Origin of the sequence: Pseudomonas sp. P7758, assembly GCF_013386485.1 — a bacterium.
GTDB lineage: Bacteria > Pseudomonadota > Gammaproteobacteria > Pseudomonadales > Pseudomonadaceae > Aquipseudomonas.
The window spans coordinates 1-23,822 of sequence record NZ_JACARS010000016.1 but is presented as its reverse complement, the minus strand read 5'-3'; the positions used below and the strand labels follow the sequence as shown (position 1 = coordinate 23,822).

General features: G+C 60.7%; 24 protein-coding genes. 18 read left to right on the top strand and 6 right to left on the bottom strand.

Annotated features, from left to right (window positions below; genetic code table 11):
- The first annotated feature begins 114 nt into the window (after window positions 1-114).
- Window positions 115-1,170: an aminopeptidase gene (locus HX873_RS03960; RefSeq protein WP_177122404.1), complete on the top strand. Its 1,056-nt coding sequence runs from the start codon at window positions 115-117 to the stop codon at window positions 1,168-1,170.
- Between the two features lie 96 nt (window positions 1,171-1,266).
- Here HX873_RS03960 and HX873_RS03955 read toward each other — a convergent pair whose 3' ends face one another.
- Both HX873_RS03955 and HX873_RS03950 read right to left on the bottom strand, forming a co-directional pair.
- Complete coding sequence (locus HX873_RS03955; RefSeq protein ID WP_177122403.1) at window positions 1,267-1,920, bottom strand: HAD family hydrolase; 654 nt, start codon at window positions 1,918-1,920, stop codon at window positions 1,267-1,269.
- 11 nt (window positions 1,921-1,931) lie between these two features.
- Entirely contained in the window at window positions 1,932-2,474 is a 543-nt protein-coding gene (locus HX873_RS03950; RefSeq protein WP_003214876.1) for a gamma carbonic anhydrase family protein, read from the bottom strand.
- Window positions 2,475-2,576: 102 nt separating this feature from the next.
- Here HX873_RS03950 and prlC point away from each other — a divergent pair, with 102 nt between their 5' ends.
- Together prlC and HX873_RS03940 are read left to right on the top strand one after the other, a co-directional pair.
- Window positions 2,577-4,628, top strand: a complete 2,052-nt coding sequence (gene prlC, locus HX873_RS03945; protein ID WP_003214874.1) for an oligopeptidase A — start codon at window positions 2,577-2,579, stop codon at window positions 4,626-4,628.
- Complete coding sequence (locus HX873_RS03940) at window positions 4,625-4,897, top strand: YheV family putative zinc ribbon protein (RefSeq protein WP_003214872.1); 273 nt, start codon at window positions 4,625-4,627, stop codon at window positions 4,895-4,897. Before prlC ends, HX873_RS03940 begins: the two co-directional genes overlap by 4 nt.
- Before the next feature lie 27 nt (window positions 4,898-4,924).
- Here HX873_RS03940 and HX873_RS03935 read toward each other — a convergent pair whose 3' ends face one another.
- Window positions 4,925-5,611: a tyrosine-protein phosphatase gene (locus HX873_RS03935; protein WP_177122402.1), complete on the bottom strand. Its 687-nt coding sequence runs from the start codon at window positions 5,609-5,611 to the stop codon at window positions 4,925-4,927.
- Window positions 5,612-5,895: 284 nt separating this feature from the next.
- Between HX873_RS03935 and HX873_RS03930 the strand changes: the two genes are divergently transcribed.
- From HX873_RS03930 to HX873_RS03920, 3 genes are read left to right on the top strand one after another with little or no spacing between them, the layout of a single operon-like run.
- Complete coding sequence (locus HX873_RS03930) at window positions 5,896-6,636, top strand: gluconate 2-dehydrogenase subunit 3 family protein (RefSeq protein ID WP_003214869.1); 741 nt, start codon at window positions 5,896-5,898, stop codon at window positions 6,634-6,636.
- 2 nt (window positions 6,637-6,638) lie between these two features.
- Window positions 6,639-8,423 (top strand): GMC family oxidoreductase, encoded by a 1,785-nt coding sequence (locus HX873_RS03925; RefSeq protein WP_003214867.1) that lies wholly within the window; start codon window positions 6,639-6,641, stop codon window positions 8,421-8,423.
- Between the two features lie 12 nt (window positions 8,424-8,435).
- Window positions 8,436-9,719 (top strand): cytochrome c, encoded by a 1,284-nt coding sequence (locus tag HX873_RS03920; protein WP_177122401.1) that lies wholly within the window; start codon window positions 8,436-8,438, stop codon window positions 9,717-9,719.
- A 54-nt stretch (window positions 9,720-9,773) separates the two neighbouring features.
- Here HX873_RS03920 and HX873_RS03915 read toward each other — a convergent pair whose 3' ends face one another.
- Window positions 9,774-10,025: a hypothetical protein gene (locus HX873_RS03915; RefSeq protein ID WP_087694556.1), complete on the bottom strand. Its 252-nt coding sequence runs from the start codon at window positions 10,023-10,025 to the stop codon at window positions 9,774-9,776.
- 221 nt (window positions 10,026-10,246) lie between these two features.
- Between HX873_RS03915 and HX873_RS03910 the strand changes: the two genes are divergently transcribed.
- The 3 genes from HX873_RS03910 to HX873_RS03900 all read left to right on the top strand — a co-directional run bounded on the left by HX873_RS03910 (window position 10,247) and on the right by HX873_RS03900 (window position 13,866).
- On the top strand, window positions 10,247-11,305 hold the full coding sequence (locus HX873_RS03910; RefSeq protein ID WP_102367827.1) for a PA0069 family radical SAM protein: 1,059 nt from the start codon (window positions 10,247-10,249) through the stop codon (window positions 11,303-11,305).
- Window positions 11,306-11,501: 196 nt separating this feature from the next.
- Window positions 11,502-12,233, top strand: coding sequence for a carbonic anhydrase (locus HX873_RS03905; RefSeq protein WP_003214859.1), 732 nt, complete (start codon window positions 11,502-11,504; stop codon window positions 12,231-12,233).
- Window positions 12,234-12,318: 85 nt separating this feature from the next.
- Window positions 12,319-13,866: a SulP family inorganic anion transporter gene (locus HX873_RS03900; RefSeq protein ID WP_008439613.1), complete on the top strand. Its 1,548-nt coding sequence runs from the start codon at window positions 12,319-12,321 to the stop codon at window positions 13,864-13,866.
- A 129-nt stretch (window positions 13,867-13,995) separates the two neighbouring features.
- Here the strand turns inward: HX873_RS03900 and HX873_RS03895 are convergent, their stop codons facing one another.
- Entirely contained in the window at window positions 13,996-14,643 is a 648-nt protein-coding gene (locus HX873_RS03895) for a hypothetical protein (protein ID WP_003214855.1), read from the bottom strand.
- A gap of 368 nt (window positions 14,644-15,011) precedes the next feature.
- On the opposite strand from HX873_RS03895, the gene coxB reads away from it, so the two are divergent.
- From coxB to HX873_RS03875, 4 genes are all read left to right on the top strand, one after another.
- Window positions 15,012-16,139, top strand: coding sequence for a cytochrome c oxidase subunit II (gene coxB, locus HX873_RS03890; RefSeq protein ID WP_003214854.1), 1,128 nt, complete (start codon window positions 15,012-15,014; stop codon window positions 16,137-16,139).
- 58 nt (window positions 16,140-16,197) lie between these two features.
- Window positions 16,198-17,787 carry a cytochrome c oxidase subunit I gene (ctaD, locus tag HX873_RS03885; RefSeq protein WP_003214853.1) on the top strand — a complete coding sequence of 530 codons (1,590 nt, stop codon included), beginning with the start codon at window positions 16,198-16,200 and terminating at the stop codon, window positions 17,785-17,787.
- A gap of 141 nt (window positions 17,788-17,928) precedes the next feature.
- Window positions 17,929-18,480 (top strand): cytochrome c oxidase assembly protein, encoded by a 552-nt coding sequence (locus tag HX873_RS03880; protein WP_008439615.1) that lies wholly within the window; start codon window positions 17,929-17,931, stop codon window positions 18,478-18,480.
- Window positions 18,481-18,515: 35 nt separating this feature from the next.
- Window positions 18,516-19,403: a cytochrome c oxidase subunit 3 gene (locus HX873_RS03875; protein WP_003214849.1), complete on the top strand. Its 888-nt coding sequence runs from the start codon at window positions 18,516-18,518 to the stop codon at window positions 19,401-19,403.
- A 6-nt stretch (window positions 19,404-19,409) separates the two neighbouring features.
- Here the strand turns inward: HX873_RS03875 and HX873_RS03870 are convergent, their stop codons facing one another.
- Window positions 19,410-19,613, bottom strand: a complete 204-nt coding sequence (locus HX873_RS03870) for a twin transmembrane helix small protein (protein ID WP_010168612.1) — start codon at window positions 19,611-19,613, stop codon at window positions 19,410-19,412.
- 84 nt (window positions 19,614-19,697) lie between these two features.
- Here HX873_RS03870 and HX873_RS03865 point away from each other — a divergent pair, with 84 nt between their 5' ends.
- Genes HX873_RS03865 through HX873_RS03845 form a run of 5 tightly spaced genes read left to right on the top strand, consistent with a single transcriptional unit; the run spans window position 19,698 to window position 23,615 of the window.
- Complete coding sequence (locus HX873_RS03865) at window positions 19,698-20,441, top strand: SURF1 family protein (RefSeq protein WP_177122400.1); 744 nt, start codon at window positions 19,698-19,700, stop codon at window positions 20,439-20,441.
- Window positions 20,407-21,006 carry a hypothetical protein gene (locus HX873_RS03860; protein WP_177122399.1) on the top strand — a complete coding sequence of 200 codons (600 nt, stop codon included), beginning with the start codon at window positions 20,407-20,409 and terminating at the stop codon, window positions 21,004-21,006. Before HX873_RS03865 ends, HX873_RS03860 begins: the two co-directional genes overlap by 35 nt.
- A 10-nt stretch (window positions 21,007-21,016) precedes the next feature.
- On the top strand, window positions 21,017-22,096 hold the full coding sequence (locus HX873_RS03855; protein WP_102367831.1) for a heme A synthase: 1,080 nt from the start codon (window positions 21,017-21,019) through the stop codon (window positions 22,094-22,096).
- Window positions 22,084-22,983: a heme o synthase gene (cyoE, locus tag HX873_RS03850; protein WP_008439626.1), complete on the top strand. Its 900-nt coding sequence runs from the start codon at window positions 22,084-22,086 to the stop codon at window positions 22,981-22,983. The genes HX873_RS03855 and cyoE overlap by 13 nt, the downstream gene beginning before the upstream one ends.
- On the top strand, window positions 22,980-23,615 hold the full coding sequence (locus HX873_RS03845) for an SCO family protein (protein ID WP_008439627.1): 636 nt from the start codon (window positions 22,980-22,982) through the stop codon (window positions 23,613-23,615). Before cyoE ends, HX873_RS03845 begins: the two co-directional genes overlap by 4 nt.
- Window positions 23,616-23,822: the final 207 nt, after the last annotated feature.

Sequence of the window (23,822 nt, the reverse complement as noted above, 5' to 3'; positions counted from 1 at the left end):
TTTGAACGGCTGCGTTCGGCAGCACGCTCCCTATGAGTATAAACACGCCACGCCATGGAAAAATTCCCCACAGGCGAGATAGTCTGGCGGGATGGTTACCGGCGAGAGGTTTTAATGGTCAGGCGTTTGCTTCCCGGCTTGATGCTGCTGTTGCTCAGTGGCTGTTCCAGCGTCAGTTATTACAGCCAACTGGCAGACGGCCAATGGCAATTGCTGCGTGCCCGGGAGCCGGTCTCCGCGGTCGTCGCCGACCCGTCCCGGCCACAGGTGCTGCGCGAGCACTTGGCGCAATCGCAGAAAGCCCGCACCTTCGCCAGCGAACACCTGCACCTGCCGGATAACCAGAGTTACCGGCTGTATGCCGATATCGGCCGTCCTTACGTGGTCTGGAACGTGTTCGCCACGCCTGAATTTTCCCTGTCCCCGCAAACCCACTGCTTCCCGATTGCCGGTTGCGTGGCCTATCGCGGCTACTACAACCAGGGCGCCGCACGCGGCCAGGCGGCTTTGTTGAAGCAGCAAGGGATGGATGTGTCGATTGGCGGCGTGGAGGCCTATTCCACCCTCGGCTGGTTCAACGACCCGATCATGAGTTCGATGATGAGCTGGGGGGACGAGCGCCTGGCCACGCTGATTTTTCATGAGCTGGCGCACCAGCGGTTTTATGTGAAGGACGACACCGAGTTCAACGAGTCGTACGCCACCTTCGTCGAGCAGGAAGGTACCCGGCAATGGCGCGCCGCCCAAGGCTTGCCGCCTGCCAGCGAGTCAGCGTTGAAACAGCGCGACCAGTTCACCCGGCTGGTGCTCGATACCCGCAAACGCCTGGAGCAGTTGTATGCGCAGCCGCTGACGGCAAATGCCATGCGCCAGGCCAAGGCCGCTGAATTCGAGCGCCTGCGCAGTGACTACCGGCACATGCGCGATAGCCAGTGGGGTGGCGACAAGCGTTATGACGCCTGGGTCAACCTGCCGATGAACAACGCAAGGTTGCTGCCGTTTGGGCTGTATGACCAGTGGGTGCCGGCGTTCGTCGCGTTGTTCCGGCAGGAAGGCGGGGATTGGCCGAAGTTCTTTGCGGCGGTGGAGAAGCTGGGCGGGTTGCCGGTGGATCAGCGCAAGGCGGCCCTGAGGGCGTTGGAGGGATCCGGGCAAGTGGTTGGCCGGTAGGGCCTCATCGCGGGCAAGCCCGGCTCCCACATTTGACTGAGTTGTCTTGGCCGACCGTGATCAAATGTGGGAGCTGGCTTGCCTGCGATAGCGCATTCAAGGCCGTTGCAAAAACGCCTGATGCATCTCGGCCACCGTTTCGAAATGCCAGGTCGGCGCCTCGGCACTCAGCTCTTCACGGCTGCCAAACCCATAACCCACCGCCGCCGAATCCAGCCCATTGCTGCGGGCCCCGATCAGGTCGTGCTTGCGGTCGCCAATCATCAAGGTGCTGGCCGGGTCCAGGCTTTCTTGCGCCATCAGGTGGGCGATCAACTCGACCTTGTTGGTGCGCGTGCCGTCCAGCTCGCTGCCGTAGATCACCTTGAAGTGCTTGGCGAAATCAAAATGCCGGGCGATTTCCCGGGCAAATACCCAAGGCTTGGACGTGGCTACATACAGCTGGCGGCCCTGGCCATTCAATTCCTCAAGCAGCGGCATCACGCCGTCGAACACGCGGTTTTCGTACAGGCCGGTGACCTTGAAGCGCTCGCGGTAGAAATTCACCGCCTCCCAGGCCTTGGCTTCGTCGAAGCCATAAAACTGCATGAACGCTTGCAGCAGCGGCGGGCCGATAAAGTGCTCGAGTTTGGTCAGGTCCGGCTCATCGATCCCCAGTTTGGCGAGGGCGTACTGGATCGAGCGGGTGATGCCTTCGCGCGGGTCGGTGAGGGTGCCATCGAGGTCGAACAAAACGGTCTGGTAATGCATGGGTGTCCTTGTCATTGGTCGAAACCTTCGGCCAGGTGCAGGTCTTTGAGCTTTACGTAGTTCGCGGCGCTGTAGGTGAAAAATGCCCGTTCCTTGTCAGTCAGCGGGCGGATTTGTTTAACCGGGCTGCCAACATACAAAAAACCGCTCTCAAGTTTCTTGCCCGGCGGCACCAGGCTGCCGGCGCCGATGATCACCTCGTCTTCCACCACGGCGCCGTCCATCACAATGCTGCCCATGCCGATCAGGATCCGGCTGCCTACCGTGCAGCCATGCAGCATGACCTTGTGGGCAATGGTCACATCGTCGCCGATCAGCAGCGGGAAACCATCAGGATTGAAGGGGCCTGCGTGGGTAATGTGCAGCACGCAGCCGTCCTGCACGCTGGTGCGCGCACCGATGCGGATGCGGTGCATGTCGCCGCGGATCACCGTCAGCGGCCATACCGAGCTGTCGGTGCCGATTTCGACGTCGCCGATCACCACCGCCGATGCATCGACGAAAGCCCCGGCGGCCAGGGCCGGCGTGTGATTCTGGTAGGTGCGAAGGGTCACGATAGGCTCTCTCTCTTCTGCTGATAGCTGCGGTGGGCGTTGATTGTAATTAAGATGGCCCCATCTTTGTTCTTACATGTTTCTTCAGCCAAGGTGCCAACCGTGAGCGCGAACAACCCTCTTCTGCAGTCCTACGACCTGCCGCCGTTCTCGGCGATCCGTGCCGAGCACGTGCAGCCGGCCATTGAACAGATCCTCGCCGACAACCGCGTCGCCATCGAAGGCATCCTGCAAAGCCAGGGTAAAAATCCGACCTGGGCCGGGCTGGTCCTGGCCATGGACGAACTCAATGACCGCCTGGGTGCCGCCTGGAGCCCGGTCAGCCACCTGAATGCCGTGTGCAACAGCGCCGAACTGCGGGAAGCCTACGAGGCGTGCCTGCCGGCACTGAGCGCCTACTCCACCGAGATGGGCCAGAACCGCGAGTTGTTCCAGGCCTTCGACGCCCTGGCCAACAGCCCGGAAGCCGCCGGCTTCGACGTGGCGCAAAAAACCATCCTGGAACACTCCCTGCGGGACTTCCGTCTGTCGGGTATCGATTTGCCGCCTGAACAGCAAAAGCGTTATGCCGAAGTGCAGAGCAAGCTCTCCGAACTGGGCAGCAAGTTCTCCAACCAATTGCTCGATGCCACCCAGGCCTGGACCAAGCACGTCACTGACGAAGCAACCCTCGCCGGCCTGACCGATTCCTCCAAGGCGCAAATGGCTGCGGCTGCCCAGGCCAAGGGCCTCGACGGCTGGCTGATCACCCTGGAATTCCCAAGCTACTACGCGGTGATGACCTACGCCCACGACCGCGCCCTGCGTGAAGAAATCTACGCAGCCTACTGCACCCGCGCGTCGGACCAAGGCCCGAATGCCGGTCAGAACGATAACGGCCCGGTCATGGAACAGATCCTCGACCTGCGTCAGGAGCTGGCGCAACTGCTGGGCTTCGCCTCGTTCTCCGAGCTGAGCCTGGCCACCAAAATGGCCGAGTCCAGCGACCAGGTGCTGAGCTTCCTGCGTGACCTGGCCAAGCGCAGCAAGCCGTTTGCCACCCAGGACCTGCAACAGCTCAAGGCCTATGCCGCCGAACAAGGCTGCGCGGACCTGCAAAGCTGGGACAGCGGTTTCTACGGCGAAAAACTGCGTGAGCAGCGTTACAGCGTTTCCCAGGAAGCCCTGCGCGCCTACTTCCCGATCGACAAGGTACTCAGCGGCCTGTTCGCCATCGTGCAACGCCTGTATGGCATCGAGATCGCCGAGCAGAAAGGCTTCGACACCTGGCACCCGGATGTTCGCCTGTTCGAAATCAAGGAAAACGGCCAGCACGTCGGCCGCTTCTTTTTCGACCTGTATGCCCGCGCCAATAAGCGTGGGGGTGCCTGGATGGACGGCGCCCGAGACCGTCGCCGCACGGTTGATGGCGTGCTGCAAAGCCCGGTGGCCAACCTGGTGTGCAACTTCACCCCGGCCGACAGCGGCAAGCCTGCCCTGCTGACCCACAATGAAGTGACCACGCTGTTCCACGAATTCGGCCACGGCCTGCACCACCTGCTGACCCGTGTCGAGCACGCCGGCGTGTCCGGCATCAACGGCGTGGCCTGGGATGCGGTGGAGTTGCCGAGCCAGTTCATGGAAAACTGGTGCTGGGAGCCGGAAGGCCTGGCGCTGATTTCCGGTCACTATGAAACCGGTGAGCCGCTGCCTCAGGACCTGCTGGAAAAAATGCTCGCGGCGAAGAACTTCCAGTCCGGCCTGATGATGGTTCGCCAGTTGGAGTTCTCGCTGTTCGACTTCGAGCTGCACGCTACCCACGGCGATGGCCGCAGCGTGCTGCAGGTGCTGGAAGGTGTGCGTGATGAGGTGTCGGTGATGCGTCCGCCCGCCTACAACCGCTTCCCCAACAGCTTCGCGCATATCTTCGCTGGCGGTTACGCCGCGGGTTACTACAGCTACAAGTGGGCGGAAGTGCTGTCGGCCGATGCCTTTTCCAAGTTCGAAGAAGATGGCGTACTCAATGCCGAGACTGGCCGAGCGTTCCGCGAGGCGATCCTGGCCCGTGGCGGTTCCCAGGCACCGATGGTGCTGTTCGTCGATTTCCGCGGACGGGCGCCGTCGATTGACGCACTCTTGCGCCACAGCGGCCTGAGTGAGGACGCGGCAGCATGAGTGAAGCACCTGTGAAAACCAAAAAACGCTTTATCGCCGGGGCAGTCTGCCCGGCGTGCAGCGAGCCGGACAAGTTGATGATGTGGAGCGAGGACGATGTTCCGCACCGCGAATGCGTGGCTTGCGGCTATTCCGACACGCTGAATGAACAAGGTCTGTCAGTGCCCAAGGAATTGGGTACGCGGGTCAATACGTCGGCGTTGAAAGCACCGGACCCCAAGGTGCAAGCGGTGCAGTTCTTCCCTAATCCGAAGCTGAAAAAAGACTGACCGAGAAGCGCTCCCTGGGTTGATGGCTCAGGGAGCGACCACCCAGGCGGTTTTTTCCTCGGCCGGGTCTTTGGCGTTGTCCGCGGTATTCAGCCAGCTTTTCATCGAGCACAGTGCAAAGGCGCTGGTGCTGCATTCGCCGTTGGCCAGTGCGGTGCGTAACTTGTCGACATCGGCCCTCATCATGTAGCGAACGCCGTCCTTGAAGCCGCTACTGGCGCCAAAGCCGCCCAAGGTCATTTCGTTCAGCGCATCTTCCTTGCTCCATCCCTGAATCACCACCCGATACATCGCCGCCACCAGGCCAGTGCGGTCGGAGCCGTGTTTGCAGTGCATCAGCACCGGGCCGTTGGCTTCGGCATCCTGAATCGCACGCAACGCTGCGAGCACATCGGCGTCATCGACATGGTTGGTGCGATAGGACAATTGCACCTGGTTGATACCGGGTGATTTCAGCCACTTGGCATCGGACTCGGGCAGAAAGTTGATCACCGTACCGATCTTGAGCTGTTCCAATACAGGAACAGCACCGCTATCCGGCAGCGCGCTGCGATAGAGCGTGGGCGTCATCTGATACAGGTTGTATTGATTGCCCACCGGCTGGGCCCATTCCAACGAACGAATGGGCGTGAGCTCTTCGGCCTGGGACGGTGCGGTGGTGAACAGCGCCATGAACACGAGGCTGACGGCAGGCAGCAATTGATTCTTGAACATGCGCGATGTAACCGAATAGGGAAGGGGCTGATGGGGCCCAGATTCGCCTACAGGGGGTCAATGCCGTGTGAGGTACTCGTCAAAGAATCGTGAATAAGCCGGCTCCGGGCAGATTTTTTCGCGCTGAAACGATTTTCCCCAATCCTTAGCCTGCTATCCTTTGTAACTATTGATTGCTGCTGTGTTCTATCCCCTTGGGTCCTTTGGATCCCATTTACTGCCAAAACTATAAGTCGTTCCTCGAAGCGGCTGATAAATCCGTGACCACATGATGAGGTGCCACCATGTCTGATCAAGATCAAGACAACCCCCGGCGTGAGTTTTTACGCAAATCCTTGACCTTGATCCCCGTGGTCACTGTCGCCAGCACGGGCCTGGGCGGTTCGATGCTGATGGCGGTTCCCGAACCGGCTCAAGCCAGCCCGGAGAAGGCGCCCGTCAGCAGCAAGGCCTATGAGCCGAGCTATTTCACTGCCGAGGAATGGGCCTTTATCAACGCGGCCGTTGCGCGCCTGATCCCGGCGGACGACCAGGGCCCAGGCGCCCTGGAAGCCGGCGCGCCGGAATACATCGACCGTCAGATGAACACGCCGTACGCGGCGGGTGCCCTGTGGTTCATGCAAGGCCCGTTCAATGCCGACGCGCCGCCTGAAATGGGCTGGCAGAGCAAATTGGTGCCCAAGGAGATCTATCGCCTGGGCATCGCTGCCACGGATGCCTGGTCGAAAGCGATGAACGGTAAGCTATTTGCCGAGCAAGACAGCGCTACCCAGGAAAAGTTGTTGCAGCGCCTGGAGGCCGGCGACGCGCAGTTCGACAGCGTCCCGCCGAAGATTTTCTTCAATCTGTTGCTGCAAAACACCAAGGAAGGGTTCTTTTGCGACCCGGTCCACGGTGGCAACAAAGGCATGGTCGGCTGGACCATGATCGGCTTCCCCGGCGCCCGCGCCGATTTCATGGATTGGGTTGAACGCAACGAGCAATACCCCTTCCCGGCTGTTTCGATCCGTGGCGAGAGGGCGTAAACGTGGCGACCATCATGAAGAAAGTGGATGCAGTGATTGTCGGCTTTGGCTGGACCGGCGCGATCATGGCCAAGGAGCTGACGGAAGCTGGCCTCAACGTGGTAGCGCTGGAGCGCGGCCCGATGCAGGACACCTACCCGGACGGCAACTATCCCCAGGTCATCGACGAACTGACCTACAGCGTGCGTAAAAAGCTCTTCCAGGACATCTCCAAGGAAACCGTGACCATTCGCCATAGCGTGAATGACGTGGCGATGCCCAACCGCCAACTGGGCGCTTTCCTGCCTGGCAACGGTGTCGGCGGTGCAGGCCTGCACTGGTCCGGCGTGCACTTTCGGGTGGACCCGATCGAGTTGCGCATGCGTAGCCATTACGAAGAGCGCTACGGGAAAAACTTCATTCCCAAGGACATGACCATCCAGGATTTCGGCGTCAGCTATGAAGAGCTGGAACCATTCTTCGACTATGCCGAGAAAGTCTTCGGCACCTCCGGGCAAGCCTGGACGGTGAAAGGCCAGTTGGTGGGCGAAGGCAAGGGCGGCAACCCTTACGCACCGGATCGCTCCAATCACTTCCCGCTGGAATCGCAGAAGAACACAGTCTCCGCACAGCTGTTCCAGAAGGCCGCCACGGCCGTGGGGTACAAGCCCTACAACCTGCCTTCCGCGAATACATCGGGGCCGTACACCAACCCTTACGGCGCCCAGATGGGCCCGTGCAACTTCTGCGGCTTCTGCAGCGGTTATGTCTGCTACATGTATTCCAAGGCTTCGCCGAACGTGAACATCCTGCCGGCCTTGCGCCAGGAACCCAAGTTCGAACTGCGGCCCAATTCCCACGTGCTGAAGGTCAATCTCGACAGCACCAGGAGCAAGGCGACCGGCGTGACGTATGTCGACGCCCAGGGGCGAGAATGCGAGCAGCCGGCGGACCTGGTGATCCTCGGTTCCTTCCAGTTCAACAACGTGCGCCTGATGCTGCTGTCGGGCATCGGCAAACCCTACGACCCGATCTCCGGTGAGGGCGTGGTGGGCCGCAACTTCGCCTACCAGAACATGGCCACCATCAAGGCGTTCTTCGACAAGGACGTGCACACCAACAACTTCATCGGTGCCGGCGGCAATGGCGTGGCGGTCGATGACTTCAACGCCGACAACTTCGACCATGGGCCGCACGGCTTTGTGGGCGGCTCGCCGATGTGGGTCAACCAGGCGGGCAGCCGGCCGATTGCGGGTACCTCCAACCCGCCGGGCACGCCGGCCTGGGGCAGTGCGTGGAAGCGCGCCACGGCTGATTACTACACTCACCAGGTGTCGATGGATGCCCATGGCGCCCACCAATCCTACCGTGGCAACTACCTCGACCTGGACCCGGTTTACCGCGATGCCTACGGCCTGCCGCTGCTGCGCATGACCTTCGACTGGCAGGAAAACGACATCAAGATGAACCGCTTCATGGTCGAAAAAATGAGCAAGATCGCCGAAGCGATGAACCCCAAGGCGATTGCCTTGCTGGGCAAAAAGGTGGGCGAGCACTTCAACACCGCGTCCTACCAGACCACCCACCTCAACGGTGGCGCGATCATGGGCACCGACCCGAAAACCAGTGCCTTGAACCGCTACCTGCAGTGCTGGGACGTACACAACGTGTTTGTCCCGGGCGCTTCCGCGTTCCCACAAGGCTTGGGCTACAACCCTACGGGCCTGGTGGCGGCATTGACCTACTGGTCGGCGCGGGCAATTCGCGAGCAGTACCTGAAAAACCCCGGCCCACTGGTTCAGGCATAAGGAGCGATGACCATGAAAGCATTTGTTATCGCGTCCCTGGCTTTGTTCAGCAGCTGCTCGGTGAGTGCGGCTGAAACCGACCTGGTCAAACAGGGTGAATACCTGGCTCGCGCCGGTGACTGCGTGGCCTGCCACACCGCCAAGGGTGGCAAGCCGTTCGCCGGCGGCCTGCCGATGGAAACCCCGATCGGCACCCTCTACTCCACCAACATCACCCCGGACAAAACCGGCCTGGGCGACTACAGCTTCGAAGACTTCGACCAGGCCGTGCGCCATGGCGTCGCGAAGAACGGTAGTACCCTTTACCCGGCGATGCCCTACCCGTCTTACGCGCGGGTCAGCGAAAGCGACATGCAGGCGCTGTACGCGTACTTCATGAAGGGCGTGGAGCCGGTGGCGCAGGCGAACAAGGACAGCGACATTCCCTGGCCGTTGAGCATGCGCTGGCCGTTGGCCGGATGGCGCTGGATGTTTGCGCCCAAGGTCGAGGACTACAAGGCCCAGGCGGGCGCCGATCCGGTGATCAGCCGTGGCGCGTATCTGGTGGAAGGCCTCGGCCACTGCGGCGCTTGCCACACACCACGGGCCCTGACCATGCAGGAAAAATCCCTGAGTGCGTCGGATGGCAGCGCTTTCCTGTCCGGCAGTGCGCCGCTGGAAGGCTGGATTGCCAAGAGCCTGCGGGGCGACCACAAGGACGGCCTGGGTAGCTGGAGCGAGGAGCAACTGGTGCAATTCCTCAAGACCGGGCGCAGTGATCGCAGCGCGGTGTTTGGCGGCATGAGCGACGTTGTAGTACACAGCATGCAGTACATGTCGGAAGAGGACCTGACGGCTATCGCCCGTTACCTCAAGACCCTGCCGGCGGTGGATCCCAAGGATCAGCCGCATCAGTACGACAAGCAGGTCGCCGACGCGCTGTGGAAGGGCGATGACAGCAAGCCGGGTGCCTCGGTGTACATCGACAACTGCGCGGCGTGCCACCGTACCGACGGCCACGGCTACACCCGCGTGTTCCCGGCGCTGGCGGGCAACCCGGTATTGCAGACGGCGGATGCCACCTCGTTGATCAACATCGTGTTGAACGGCGGCACGTTGCCGGCGACGCATACGGCACCTTCGACCTTCACCATGCCGGCGTTTGCCTGGCGGCTGTCGGATCAGGAGGTGGCGGATGTGGTCAGTTTCGTTCGGGGCAGTTGGGGTAATAGGGGAGAGCCTGTAAAGGCTTCGCAAGTGAAAGACTTGCGAAAAGATGCAGTAACTACCGAAGCTGATCAAACTTCAGAGAAGTAGTGTCAGTTGCCAGGTTTATAGTTTTATATATAAGCCTGGCAACTAGCCCATTAATTATCGAGGGGCGCAGGTTTTTACAAAGCTATTCGCCATGTTCAGGAAGATGGTCTTGTCCTGTTCATCGAAGTCGCCGTCGTTATCCAGGTCGGTGGTGGAGGATGTGGTGTCGTAGTGCCCGTCCCTGTTGGAGGAAGAGGCATACATGGCGTAGGACAGTTTACCGTCGGTAAAGCGCTCCATTAATACTTCCGGGCTGTTATCTTTTTCAAAGTCTTCGCATGTAAAGCGTAGTTCATCCTGAGACATAAATATCCTGTAGGTGGTAATGAGTTAAGTTGTGATCATAGCGATGTGTTAATAACTTTATCCATGTCACATATGTCGCGATTTATTTCTTGTTTGGTTACATGTAGGAAGGTGTCATTCCGTTCGTGCGAAGGTCGATGCTAGACCGCGCCGCCCAGTGGTGCTGGTGAAAAGCGATCTTCTCGAATACTGTATATGGATACAGTTTATGAGGTCTGACTATGAATGTCCCTTTGCCGCCTCGCGGGCGCGGCACGGCCACCAACCTGCACAACCGTTTTGCGCCCACCGTCAGCGTGGCGGAAGACGACGGTTGGTATCAGGAAGTGCCACAGACCCAGGGCACCGAAGTCCGTATCGAAACCGCGAAAACCATCATTACCCGCAACAGCTCGCCGGATATCCCGTTTGACCGGGCGATCAACCCGTATCGCGGCTGCGAGCATGGTTGTATCTACTGCTATGCGCGGCCCAGTCACGCGTATTGGGACCTGTCGCCGGGGCTGGACTTCGAAACCAAGCTGATCGCCAAGACCAACGCCGCCGACGTGCTTGAGCAGCAACTGTCGAAACCGGGCTACACCTGCGCGCCGATCAACCTGGGCTCCAACACCGACCCGTACCAGCCCATCGAGCGCGAGTACAAGATCACCCGGCAAACCCTCGAAGTGCTGCTGCGCTACCGTCATCCGGTGACGATCATTACCAAGGGCTCGCTGATCCTGCGGGACCTCGACCTGCTGACCGAGTTGGCGCAGCAGCGGCTGGTGGCGGTGATGATCAGCCTCACCAGCCTGGACGATGAACTCAAGCGCATCCTCGAACCGCGCACGGCTGCGCCCAAGGCCCGGCTGCGGGCGATCCGGGTGATGCGTGAGGCGGGGATCCCGGTGGGCGTGCTGTGTTCGCCGATGATCCCGATGATCAACGACAGCGAGCTGGAAAGCCTGCTGGCCGAAGCTCATGCCGCGGGGGCACAGAGTGCGGCGTACATGATGCTGCGTTTGCCTTTGGAAGTGGCGCCGCTGTTTGAGGAATGGCTGTCGGCCCATTACCCGCAGCGCGCGGCCCATGTGATGAGCCTGGTGCGGCAGGTGCGCGGCGGTGAGGTCTACGACAGCCGCTTCGGTGTACGCATGCGTGGCGAAGGGCCGTTTGCCGATTTGCTGGCGCAACGTTTCGCCAAGGCGATCAAACGATTGGGGCTCAACCGGCGGGAAGGGTTTAATCTGGACTGCACGGCGTTTTGTCCGCCGGGCAGACAGATGGCTTTATTGTAAACTGCCGGATAAGCATACTTTTCTGTAGCAATAGTCGCGTTTTGATATCACTGAAAGCCCCGATCTAGAGCGGCTCATTCAGTTTGAGTTAAGTTTCGGCGGGTACCTTGTTCATCGAGTGACTAATGAGTTGGCGCTTCAGTTTGGGCGCCGGCCGCACTGGAAAACTCCCCTGCTCCAACCAAGAGGATGAATTATGAGTGACAAGGATAAACAGCCGTTGGCTGCGTCGGCTTCAGCCCCTCACGAGGCGGAATCCGCCGATGCAGCGCTGCAGCACATCGTTGAAGGCTTTTTGCATTTCCATAACGAGATCTTCCCCCAGCAGGAAGAGCTCTTCAAAAAACTCGCCACGGCCCAGAGCCCGCGGGCGATGTTCATTACCTGCGCCGACTCGCGCATCGTTCCCGAACTGATCACCCATAGCTCCCCTGGGGATTTGTTCGTGACCCGTAACGTCGGTAACGTCGTGCCGCCTTATGGGCAGATGAACGGCGGTGTTTCAACGGCTATCGAGTACGCGGTACTGGCCCTTGGTGTGCAGCACATCATCATTTGCGGCCACTCCGACTGCGGCGCCATGCGCGCGGTGCTCAACCCCCAAAGCCTGGAAAAAATGCCCACGGTAAAGGCCTGGCTGCGCCACGCCGAAGTCGCCAAGACCATGGTCCAGGACAACTGCGATTGCGCCAACGAACACGAAAGCATGCACGTGCTGACCGAAGAAAACGTGATCGCCCAACTGCAGCACCTGCGCACTCATCCCTCCGTGGCCTCGCGCATGGCCAACGGGCATTTGTTTATCCATGGCTGGGTCTACGACATCGAGACCAGCGAAATCAGGGCCTACGATGCGGATCAGGCAGCGTTCCTGCCCTTGAACGGTACCCAGCCGATTCCATCCGCGACGCCTAAAGCGCGCTTCTAAAACAATCCCCTGTCGGGTAACGCGATGGCTGCCATTCGAGCAGCCAGGCCTTGCCACGCCCGGCGAATGCCTCGGGAGAGTCATTATGCGTGCTGCTCAATTGAAAGCTGTGCTGCCACGGGAGCTGCTGGCTTCCGTGGTTGTGTTTCTGGTCGCCCTGCCGCTGTGCATGGGGATCGCCATCGCGTCCGGAATGCCTCCGGCCAAAGGCTTGATCACCGGGATCATCGGTGGCCTGGTGGTCGGTTGGCTGGCGGGGTCGCCGTTGCAAGTCAGCGGTCCGGCGGCAGGTTTGGCGGTGTTGGTGTTTGAACTGGTTCGCCAGCATGGCATGGCCATGCTCGGGCCGATCCTGTTGCTGGCGGGCTTCCTGCAATTGGTGGCCGGGCGTTTGCGCCTGGGCTGCTGGTTCCGCGTGACTGCGCCTGCAGTGGTGTACGGGATGCTGGCAGGGATCGGGGTGCTGATTGTCCTGTCGCAAGTACACGTGATGCTCGACGGTGTGCCAAAGCCCTCGGGGCTGGATAACCTCGCCGGCTTCCCTGCGGCACTGATCCAGGCGATCCCCACATTGGGCGGCGGGCTCGGCTGGCAGGCCGGTTTGCTCGGGCTGTCGACGATTATGGTGATGTGGCTGTGGGACAAGTTCCGCCCGCAAAAGCTGCGCTTCGTCCCCGGCGCCCTGCTCGGCGTGGGTTTGGCGACAGTCACCAGCCTGGTGCTGGCGTTGCAGGTCAAGCGGGTGGAGGTGCCGGAAAACCTCGCGGATGCCATCGATTGGCTGCGCCCCAGCGACCTGTTGAACCTGGCGGATCCCAATCTGTTGATCGCGGCCTTCGCCGTGGCATTTATCGCCAGCGCTGAAACGCTGCTTTCGGCGGCGGCAGTCGACCGTATGCACAGTGGCCAGCGTTCCGACTTCGACAAGGAATTGTCGGCACAAGGCGTGGGCAACATGCTGTGTGGCCTGGTCGGCGCCCTGCCGATGACCGGTGTGATCGTGCGCAGTTCGGCCAACGTCCAGGCCGGCGCTACCACGCGTTTGTCGGCGATGTTCCACGGCTTGTGGCTGCTGGCGTTCGTGCTGTTGCTGTCCAGTGTGCTGCAAAGCATTCCGGTGGCAAGCCTGGCGGGTGTGCTGGTGTACACCGGGATCAAGCTGGTGGACATGAAGGCGTTTCGTGGCCTGGCGCGCTACGGGCGAATGCCGATGTTTACCTACGCGGCGACGGCGCTGGCGATCATCTTTACCGACCTGCTGACGGGTGTGTTGGTGGGCTTCGGGTTGACGCTGGTGAAGCTGGCGTTCAAGGCCTCACGCTTGAAGATAAGCCTGATCGACCTGCCGCAGGAGGGCGAGATGGAGCTGCGATTGACGGGGGCCGGGACCTTTCTCAAGGTGCCTGCATTGACCCAGGTGCTGTCGACGGTACCCGCCGGGACCACCTTGCATGTGCCGCTCAGTAACCTGAGTTATATCGACCACTCCTGCCTTGAGCTATTGGAGGAATGGGGTCGGGCCAATGCGGCCAAGGGCTCGAAGCTGATGATCGAGGCGCGGGGGTTGAAGCGCAGGTTGGAAGGACGGGTAAGAACGACGACCGGAATAGGCTCGGCGCCGTCTGTTGGCTGACGAAACCGGATCAAAATGTGGGAGCGGGCTTGCTCGCGAAGGCGCAGTGTCAGTCACTGAATGTGTTTCTGATACACCGCTTTCGCGAGCAAGCCCGCTCCCACATTGGATCTTTGCAAGCCGGCAAATCTAAGCTGGCTGGTCCAGCTCAAGACCCACGCCCAACTGCCGCGACAGGCACGGCCAGCGCTTCCACGCCGCTTCCGTGTCCGGGCTCTTGAGCTTGTCGCGGTAGGCTTCGACCGACTCCAGGGCAAAACTCTCTTCGTTAAGCATCTCATCCACCGCGTGGTGCACCGCCTCATCCAGCTGATTGGCAAACGCCTCGCCGATCAATTGGTGGGCAATCACGTTCGCCACAGTGGTATCCAGCGGAATCAACGGCTGGCCGAAGTGCTTGATATACAGATCGTTGACCTCTTCCACCAGGCGATGCGCCAGGTAAGCCTCATCCAGCAAACCGTCCAGGCCTTCATGCCCGGCCAGGATCGCCGGCGGCTGCAGGAAGAAATGCTCGGCGATTTTCAGCACCGGTTTGATCTGGCTTTCAATACCGGCTTCGCGGGCGACATCGTTGGCCGCGTCCAGCAGATCGGGGACCTGGTCGATGTAGGCGCTTACAAAACGCGTCATCACGCCCTTGGCGTCGACGTCAGGCACGGAAATCGCCGGGTGCAGGTGCGGTAACTGGACTTCCAGCTGCTGAGCAAGCTGGCCAGTGCTGGATTCGTGTTGATGGGCACGGGAAATCTGCTCGCGCAATGCGGCGGTGTTCATGAAAGCTCCAGTGATGCAGGCGTAGGAAATAGGGAGAGCATAAGGTAGCTCGTTTATACGAGAGCCTAAGACGCATTTGTCATAATTATTTCATGGTTATGCGCTGGCGTTATATCAAATTGCCATCGTTCGTCGGATAACGCGCGCCACCGGTCCTGTTGTGTGGTCCGTTTCCTCATTTTCGTTCATTTGCCCGATCACATTGCGGGGTGGCGGTCGCTGTCTATACTCGATTTTGTACGCAATTAGCTGATGACGCCCGACTGCATGAGCAGGCAAGGCCTGGCGGTTGTAAGCAGTATGGAAGCCGCTCCCTTGGCCGCAGGTGCAAACCGGCGGGATAACAAGAATGATAAGGGGAACCCGCAATGACGCGACATCCACATGTTTGGATGGGCCTCCTGTTGTGGTCAGTATTCGGCCAGGCGCAAGCCGCCTGGACAACGAATATGGCGCCAGGGGCCACTGAAGTCAGTCACGCCGTGTTTGACCTGCACATGACCATTTTCTGGATTTGTGTGGCGATTGGCATCGTCGTGTTTGGCGCGATGTTCTGGTCGATGATCGTTCACCGGCGCTCCACGGGACAGGTGGCAGCCAAGTTCCACGAGAGTACGACGGTGGAGATTCTCTGGACCGTGGTGCCCTTGCTGATCCTGGTGGCGATGGCCATTCCGGCCACCAAGACGCTGATCAACATCTACGACAGCACTGAGTCGGATATCGACATCCAGGTCACCGGCTACCAATGGAAGTGGCATTACAAATACCTGGGCCAGGATGTCGAGTTCTTCAGCAACCTGGCCACGCCCGCCGAGCAGATCCATAACCAGGCCGTCAAAGGCGAGCATTACCTGTTGGAAGTCGACCAGCCGCTGGTGCTGCCGGTGGGTGCCAAGGTGCGTTTCCTGGTGACCGCTGCGGACGTGATTCACTCCTGGTGGGTGCCAGCGTTTGCGGTGAAGCGTGATGCGATTCCCGGCTTCGTCAACGAGGCCTGGACCCGCATCGAAAAGCCCGGCATCTATCGCGGCCAGTGCGCTGAACTGTGCGGCAAGGACCACGGCTTCATGCCCATCGTGGTGGAGGTCAAATCCAAGGCCGACTACGACACCTGGCTCGGCGAGCGTAAGGAAGAGGCGGCCAAGCTCAAGGAGCTGACCTCCAAGGAATGGACCCTGGATGAGCTGGTGGCCCGTGGCGACAAGATCTACCACACCACCTGCGTCGCCTGTCACCAGGCCGAAGGCCAGGGCCTGCCGCCGATGTTCCCGGCGCTCAAGGGCTCGCCGATTGCCACCGGGCCCAAGGAAGACCACCTGCACCGCGTGTACTTCGGCAAGCCCGGCACCGCCATGGCGGCGTTCGGCAAGCAACTGTCGGAAGTCGATATCGCGGCGGTCGTGACCTATGAACGTAACGCCTGGGGCAACAACAAAGGCGACATGGTCACACCTAAAGACGTGCTGGCTCTGAAACAGGCGGAAAGCAAATGACTTCCTTCATTGCATATTCCCTGAACCGTCCCGCCCACTCGTTCGCAGGAGAAAGGCCATGAGCGCTGTGATCGATGACCACGGTCATGCCGGTGACCACGCTCACGGCCCCGCCAAGGGCCTGATGCGTTGGGTACTGACCACCAACCACAAAGACATCGGCACGATGTACCTGTGGTTCAGCTTCTGCATGTTCCTGCTTGGTGGCTCGTTTGCCATGGTGATCCGTGCCGAGCTGTTCCAGCCGGGTTTGCAGATCGTCGAGCCGGCGTTCTTCAATCAGATGACCACCATGCACGGCCTGGTGATGGTGTTCGGTGCGGTGATGCCAGCGTTTGTCGGCCTGGCCAACTGGATGATCCCGTTGATGATCGGCGCGCCCGACATGGCCCTGCCGCGCATGAACAACTTCAGTTTCTGGCTGTTGCCGGCGGCGTTCCTGATGCTGGTTTCCACCCTGTTCATGCCTGGCGGCGGGCCGAACTTCGGCTGGACCTTCTACGCCCCGCTCTCCACCACCTACGCGCCGGAAAGCGTGACGTTCTTCATCTTCGCCATCCACTTGATGGGCATCAGTTCGATCATGGGCGCGATCAACGTCATCGCCACCATCCTCAACCTGCGCGCTCCCGGCATGACGTTGATGAAAATGCCGCTGTTCGTCTGGACCTGGCTGATCACAGCCTTCCTGCTGATCGCGGTGATGCCGGTGCTGGCGGGCTGCGTGACCATGATGCTGATGGACATCCACTTCGGCACCAGCTTCTTCAGTGCCGCCGGTGGCGGTGACCCGGTGTTGTTCCAGCATGTGTTCTGGTTCTTCGGCCACCCCGAGGTGTACATCATGATCCTGCCGGCGTTCGGTGCCGTCAGCTCGATCATCCCAACCTTCTCGCGCAAGCCGCTGTTCGGCTACACCTCGATGGTGTACGCCACGGCGAGCATCGCGTTCCTGTCGTTCATCGTGTGGGCGCACCACATGTTCGTGGTGGGCATCCCGCTGGTGGGCGAGCTGTTCTTCATGTACGCCACGCTGCTGATCGCGGTGCCCACGGGCGTGAAAGTGTTCAACTGGGTCAGCACCATGTGGCAAGGCTCGCTGACCTTCGAGACGCCGATGCTGTTCGCGGTGGCCTTCGTGATTCTGTTCACCATCGGCGGTTTCTCCGGGCTGATGCTGGCCATCGCCCCGGCGGATTTCCAGTACCACGACACCTACTTCGTGGTGGCGCACTTCCATTACGTACTGGTGCCTGGGGCGATCTTCGGGATCTTCGCCTCGGCCTACTACTGGCTGCCGAAATGGACCGGCCACATGTACGACGAAACCCTGGGCAAGCTGCACTTCTGGCTGTCGTTCGTGGGGATGAACATGGCGTTCTTCCCGATGCACTTCGTAGGGCTTGCCGGCATGCCGCGTCGGGTGCCGGACTACAACCTGCAGTTCGCCGACTTCAACATGGTCTCTTCCATCGGTGCCTTCACCTTTGGCGCGACGCAGATCTTCTTCCTGTTCATCGTCATCAAGTGCATCCGTGGCGGCCCGCCTGCGCCGGCCAAGCCGTGGGATGGCGCCGAAGGGCTGGAGTGGAGCATTCCTTCGCCCGCGCCGTACCACACCTTCACCACGCCACCGGAGGTCAAATGAACACCTCCCTATCCTGTGGGAGCTGGCTTGCCTGCGATGGCATCACTTCGGTGTACCTGAAAGACCGAGTTGCCAGCATCGCAGGCAAGCCAGCGCCCACAGAAAGGCCATTCGCAGAACATTCATTCGCAGGTGGCCGCCATGCTTGAGTCCGTGCCTATCAAGCGCCTGGTCACGCGCCTGCTGATCCTGGTGGTGGCGATGTTCGCCTTCGGGTTTGCCCTGGTGCCGATCTACGACGTGATGTGCAAGGCGTTCGGCATCAATGGCAAGACCGCCGGGCAGTACGAAGGCGAGCAGGTGGTGGACCCGACGCGGCAGGTGCGGGTGCAGTTCCTGTCCACCAATGCCATCGATATGGTCTGGGAATTCCACTCCAAGGCCGACGAGGTGGTGGTCAATCCCGGCGCAGTCACCGAGATGCTGTTCGTGGCCTACAACCCCACCGACAAGCCGATGACCGCCCAGGCGGTGCCGAGCATTTCGCCGGCCGAGGCGGCGATGTACTTCCACAAGACCGAGTGTTTTTGCTTCACCCAGCAAGTGCTACAGCCAGGTCAGCGCATAGAGATGCCGGTGCGCTTCATTGTCGACCGCGACATGCCCAAGGATGTGAAGCATTTGACCCTGGCGTACACGCTGTTCGATATCACCGCGCGCCAACCGCCCGTGGCTGTCCATACCGGCGGCTAGGCGTTGCTTGCAGGCTCGATTAGGAGAACGAATACATGTCGACTCATGATACGTACTACGTACCAGCGCAAAGCAAATGGCCAATAATTGCTACGTTGGGGATGCTGATCACGGTGTTCGGATTGGCGACCTGGTTCAACGATTTGAAGGCCGCACGCCCGGAATCCCACGGCCCGCTGATCTTTTTCGTCGGTGGCTTGCTGCTGGCCTACATGATGTTTGGCTGGTTCGGCGCGGTGATCAAGGAAAGTCGCGCCGGTTTGTACAGTTCGCAGATGGACCGCTCCTTTCGCTGGGGCATGACCTGGTTCATCTTTTCCGAAGTGATGTTCTTCATCGCGTTTTTCGGTGCGCTGTTTTATGTGCGGCACATGTCGGCGCCGTGGTTGGCGGGCGAAGGCCACAAGGGCATCGCGCACATGCTGTGGCCGAACTTCGAATTTGCTTGGCCGCTGCTGAACAATCCCGACCCGAAAATGTTTCCGGCGCCCAAGGGCACCATCAGCCCGTGGGGCTTGCCGCTGATCAACACGATCTTGCTGGTCAGCTCCAGCGTGACCATCACTATCGCCCACCATGCCTTGCGCAAAGGCCATCGCGGCGCACTGAAGATCTGGCTGGCGATCACCGTGTTGCTGGGTTGGGCGTTTCTCGGGTTCCAGGCCGAGGAATACATCCATGCCTATAAGGAGTTGGGCCTGACCCTGGGCTCCGGCGTGTACGGCGCGACCTTCTTCATGCTCACCGGCTTCCACGGTGCCCACGTGACCATCGGCACGATCATTTTGTTTGTGATGCTGATGCGCATCCTGAAGGGGCATTTCAACAACGAACACCAGTTCGGGTTCGAGGCGGCCAGTTGGTATTGGCACTTTGTGGACGTGGTGTGGATCGGGCTGTTTTTCTTCGTTTACGTGCTTTGAGGTGTTTCACCAGGGCGCATGAGATACCAGTTGGCCGCTGAAGAAACCCCAGGTGATCAACCCCAGGGTGATCACGGCCAGCACCACACGCACGGTCAAGGCAGTGACGAGGCGGTTGGAGTTGCCCTCGTCCTTGACCAGGAAGAACAAGCCACTGAACAGGCTCACGACGGTAGCAATCAGCATCAGGGCAATGGCTGCTTTGAGCATGGTGGGCTCCGGGGCTCTTTTTTGGAGGGGGCGAGCAATGAGATTCAGTATAGCCAGCGCAGCACCGACCTCTGCGGCAATGCCATGAAACCCTTTCGCCCCGGTATTGCGCCGACGCTGGTGGTACTCGTGCTGCTGCCGTTACTGGTATTTCTCGGCTTTTGGCAGCTGTCTCGCGGTCACGAAAAACAGGCGCTGCTGGACACTTACGCCGAGCGCCGCGCTGCCGAGCCCATGAGCAGTACGCAACTGCAGGCCACCGAAGATCCGGCGTTCCGTCGTGTGCATTTGCGCGGGCAGTTCGATGCCGAGCACAGCGTGTTGCTGGATAACCGCTTTCGCGACGGCAAAGTCGGTGTGGAGCTACTGCAACCTTTCCATGATCAGGCCAGCGGCGAGTGGCTGTTGCTCAATCGTGGCTGGCTGCCCTGGCCGGACCGCCGTGCACCGCCGGTTTTCACCACTCCCGAACAACTGTTGAATCTCGACGCCTGGGTCTATGTGGCGCCTGGCGAGACCTTCCAGTTGCATGCCGATCCGGCGGGCGCACAGTGGCCACGATTGTTGACCGCGCTGCATCCCGCAGCGCTGTGGACCGAGTTGGGTCGCAGCGGATTCGCCTATGAAGTGCGGGCTGAAGCGGGCCCGGCCACCTACGAAACCAGCTGGCCCGTGGTCGCCATGGGCCCGGAAAAACACCTGGGCTACGCCGTGCAGTGGTTCGCCATGGCGGTGGCGCTGTTCGGCCTTTACCTCTACCTCGGATGGCACAACACAAAAAAGGAGAAGCGCCATGGGAGCGGCCATGAATCCACTCAACATGTCTGACGCGCCGGCAGCGCCCAATCGGCGCAAGGGCCGCTGGCAACTGATCCTGATCCTGCTGATGGTGGTCGGCCCGATGGTGCTCGCCACCTTTATGTACAAATTGCAGTTCTGGGTGCCGGACAGCCGCAGCTACCACGGCGAGATGATCGGCAATGGCCAGACCCGTGCCGACATTGGCGTGCAGGCTGACGAAGACCGCTGGCAACTGCTGGTCACCGCGCCCACCGCTTGCGCCGCCGACTGCCAGCAACTGGTGTACCTCGCACGCCAACTCCAGATCGGCCTGGGCCGTGATGCCTCCCGCGCCAGCCACGCCCTGGCCAGTGCGCAGCCGGTCAGCACCGCGTATGACGCCAAACTCAAGGCCGAATACCCGCAACTGCAACGCTATTCCCTGGACCTGTCGACCTTCAACAAAGACGCCGCCGCCCAAGGCAGCGGCGATGCCCAGCTGTGGATCGTCGACCCCCACGGCAACCTGGTGCTGCGCTACGACGCCCGGGTCAAGGGCAAGGACCTGCTCAACGACCTGCGCCTGCTGCTGAAACTGTCGAACATCGGATAAGGACACCGTCATGGCCAAACCTGGATTTCGCCTCGCGCTGTTTGCCACCCTGCTGGCCCTGATCGTGGTGCTGCTGGGCGCCTATACCCGCCTCACCCACGCGGGTCTCGGTTGCCCGGACTGGCCGGGTTGTTATGGCTTTATCAGCGTGCCAAAAAGCGAAGCCCAGCTGGCCCATGCCGAACTGCATTACCCGGACACGCCGGTCGAGGCGGACAAGGGCTGGAACGAGATGACCCACCGTTACTTCGCCGGCACCCTCGGGCTGTTGATCGTGCTGCTGGCGGCGCGCGCGTGGACCCATCGGCATCATCCGGGCCAGCCGTTGAAGCTGCCGTTGTTCCTGTTGGCAGTGGTGTTCGCCCAGGCAGCGTTTGGCATGTGGACGGTGACGCTGAAGCTCTGGCCGCAAGTGGTCACCGGGCATTTATTGGGCGGGTTTGCGACGTTGAGCCTGCTGTTCTTGCTGACGCTGCGATTGTCCGGCGTATTGCCGGCGCTGATCGTGCCCAGGCGTTTGCAGTATTGGGCCACGGCCGGGCTGGTGCTGGTGATCGGCCAGATCGCGCTGGGTGGATGGGTCAGCTCCAACTACGCAGCCGTGGCGTGTATCGACCTGCCGACCTGTCACGGGCAATGGTGGCCGGCGGCGGATTTCGCCAATGGCTTTCACCTGACCCAGCATATCGGCCCCAATTACCTCGGCGGGCAACTGGACAGTGATGCGCGCACGGCGATTCACCTCACCCACCGGATTGGCGCGCTGCTGGTCACTGTCGTGTTGCTGGGCCTGGCCTGGCAGCTCAAGGTGGTCGGCATGACCCGCCTGGCCGGCCTGTTGCTGATCGCCCTGGCGGCGCAAATCTGCCTGGGCCTGAGCAACGTGTACTTCCACCTGCCGCTGCCGGTTGCGGTCGCGCATAACGCCGGCGGCGCGGCGTTGCTGCTGACGCTGGTGCTGGTCAATTACCACGCCCGCACCAGCCTGGTTCGGGTGCGACATCAGTTGCCGTTCGGCTGGCGCTTCAGCCCGCGTAAACACGTGTCGGGCCTCATAACCATTAAAGGAGAGATGCCATGGCGACCTTGATCAGCGAGCGTCACAGCCAGGCGATCTGGCGTGACTATCTGGAGCTGACCAAGCCAAAAGTGGTGGTGCTGATGCTCATCACCTCGCTGGTGGGCATGTTCCTCGCCACCCGCGCCGGGGTACCGTGGCCGGTGCTGATTTTCGGCAACCTGGGGATCGCGCTGTGTGCCGGCGGCGCGGCGGCGGTCAACCATGTGGTGGACCGGCGCATCGATGCGCTGATGGCGCGTACCCATAAGCGCCCGCTGGCGGAAGGGCGCGTATCGCCTGTGGCGGCGCTTGTTTTTGCGATGGTGCTGGCGGTGGCCGGGCTGGCGCTGTTGCTGGCGTTTACCAATCCGCTGGCCGCCTGGCTGACCCTGGCCTCGCTGTTGGGTTATGCGGTGATCTACACCGGCTTTCTCAAGCGTGCGACGCCGCAGAACATCGTCATCGGTGGGCTGGCTGGCGCCGCGCCGCCGTTGCTGGGTTGGGTTGCCGTCACTGGCCACGTCAGCGCCGAGCCGTTGCTGCTGGTGCTGATCATCTTCGCCTGGACCCCGCCGCACTTCTGGGCCCTGGCGATTCACCGCAAGGAGGAATACGCCAAGGCCGACATCCCGATGCTGCCCGTGACCCACGGCGAGCACTACACCAAGGTGCATATCCTGCTCTACACCTTCGCCTTGCTGGCGGTCAGCCTGATGCCCTATGTCATCCACATGAGCGGCATGCTGTACCTGGTGTGCGCACTGGTTCTGGGCGGGCGCTTTCTGCAATGGGCCTGGGTGCTGTACCGTGGCAGTCGGCCGCACGCGGCGATCAACACCTTCAAGTACTCTATCTGGTACTTGTTCGCGCTGTTTATCGCCCTGCTCGTAGACCATTACCTATTGTTGAACCTATGACTCGAACTCAAAAAACTGTCTTCATTCTGGTGGCCATTGTCGCGTTGATCATGGGCCTGACCGTCAACAAAGTCCTGAGTGGCAAAGGCCAGGGCGACCCGACGGCCTTGATCGATGCCGGCATCATCCTGCTGCCGCAAAGCCGCCAGTTGCCACCGGTGACCATGACCAACCAGGACGGCCAGCCGGTGGTGGTCAACGAGCTGAAAGGCAAGTGGAGCGTGCTGTTCTTCGGCTACACCTTCTGCCCGGACATCTGTCCGACCACCCTCGCCCAACTGCGGCAGATCAAGAGCGAGCTGCCCAAAGACGTTGTGGATAAGTTGCAGGTGATTTTGGTCAGCGTTGACCCGAACCGCGATACACCGGCGCAGCTCAAGCAGTACCTGGGCTACTTCGATCCACAGTTCGAGGGCCTGACCGGTGCGAGTGTGGACGATGTGCAGAAGGTTTCGAATGCGGTGAGCATTCCGTTTATTCCGGCAGACACCAGCAAGCCCAACTACACCGTCGACCACAGCGGCAACCTCGCGCTGATCGGGCCGGACGGCACCCAGCGCGGGTTTATCCGGGCGCCGTTGAACAACCAGAAGCTGGTAGCGCAGTTCCCGGGGTTGTTGCAGCGTAAATAAGCCTGCCGACCATTTTCTGAGCGACACAAATCAAATGTGGGAGCGGGCTTGCTCGCGAAGGCGGTGTGTCAGTCAACAGATGTATCGACTGAACCAACGCCTTCGCGAGCAAGCCCGCTCCCACCATGGTTTGGATCGTTCCCACGCTCTGCGTGGGGATGCCGCCCTGGACGCCCTGCCTCCGCCTTTTCGATCAGGGTTTCGGCC

Coding starts and splice junctions, on each gene's coding strand:
- HX873_RS03960 (WP_177122404.1), top strand. CDS start 115: ATGGTCAGGCGTTTGCTTCCCGGCTTGATGCTGCTGTTGCTCAGTGGC.
- HX873_RS03955 (WP_177122403.1), bottom strand. CDS start 1,920: ATGCATTACCAGACCGTTTTGTTCGACCTCGATGGCACCCTCACCGAC.
- HX873_RS03940 (WP_003214872.1), top strand. CDS start 4,625: ATGAGTGAAGCACCTGTGAAAACCAAAAAACGCTTTATCGCCGGGGCA.
- HX873_RS03935 (WP_177122402.1), bottom strand. CDS start 5,611: ATGTTCAAGAATCAATTGCTGCCTGCCGTCAGCCTCGTGTTCATGGCG.
- HX873_RS03930 (WP_003214869.1), top strand. CDS start 5,896: ATGTCTGATCAAGATCAAGACAACCCCCGGCGTGAGTTTTTACGCAAA.
- HX873_RS03920 (WP_177122401.1), top strand. CDS start 8,436: ATGAAAGCATTTGTTATCGCGTCCCTGGCTTTGTTCAGCAGCTGCTCG.
- HX873_RS03915 (WP_087694556.1), bottom strand. CDS start 10,025: ATGTCTCAGGATGAACTACGCTTTACATGCGAAGACTTTGAAAAAGAT.
- HX873_RS03910 (WP_102367827.1), top strand. CDS start 10,247: ATGAATGTCCCTTTGCCGCCTCGCGGGCGCGGCACGGCCACCAACCTG.
- HX873_RS03905 (WP_003214859.1), top strand. CDS start 11,502: ATGAGTGACAAGGATAAACAGCCGTTGGCTGCGTCGGCTTCAGCCCCT.
- HX873_RS03900 (WP_008439613.1), top strand. CDS start 12,319: ATGCGTGCTGCTCAATTGAAAGCTGTGCTGCCACGGGAGCTGCTGGCT.
- HX873_RS03895 (WP_003214855.1), bottom strand. CDS start 14,643: ATGAACACCGCCGCATTGCGCGAGCAGATTTCCCGTGCCCATCAACAC.
- coxB (WP_003214854.1), top strand. CDS start 15,012: ATGACGCGACATCCACATGTTTGGATGGGCCTCCTGTTGTGGTCAGTA.
- ctaD (WP_003214853.1), top strand. CDS start 16,198: ATGAGCGCTGTGATCGATGACCACGGTCATGCCGGTGACCACGCTCAC.
- HX873_RS03880 (WP_008439615.1), top strand. CDS start 17,929: ATGCTTGAGTCCGTGCCTATCAAGCGCCTGGTCACGCGCCTGCTGATC.
- HX873_RS03875 (WP_003214849.1), top strand. CDS start 18,516: ATGTCGACTCATGATACGTACTACGTACCAGCGCAAAGCAAATGGCCA.
- HX873_RS03870 (WP_010168612.1), bottom strand. CDS start 19,613: ATGCTCAAAGCAGCCATTGCCCTGATGCTGATTGCTACCGTCGTGAGC.
- HX873_RS03865 (WP_177122400.1), top strand. CDS start 19,698: ATGAAACCCTTTCGCCCCGGTATTGCGCCGACGCTGGTGGTACTCGTG.
- HX873_RS03860 (WP_177122399.1), top strand. CDS start 20,407: ATGGGAGCGGCCATGAATCCACTCAACATGTCTGACGCGCCGGCAGCG.
- HX873_RS03855 (WP_102367831.1), top strand. CDS start 21,017: ATGGCCAAACCTGGATTTCGCCTCGCGCTGTTTGCCACCCTGCTGGCC.
- cyoE (WP_008439626.1), top strand. CDS start 22,084: ATGGCGACCTTGATCAGCGAGCGTCACAGCCAGGCGATCTGGCGTGAC.
- HX873_RS03845 (WP_008439627.1), top strand. CDS start 22,980: ATGACTCGAACTCAAAAAACTGTCTTCATTCTGGTGGCCATTGTCGCG.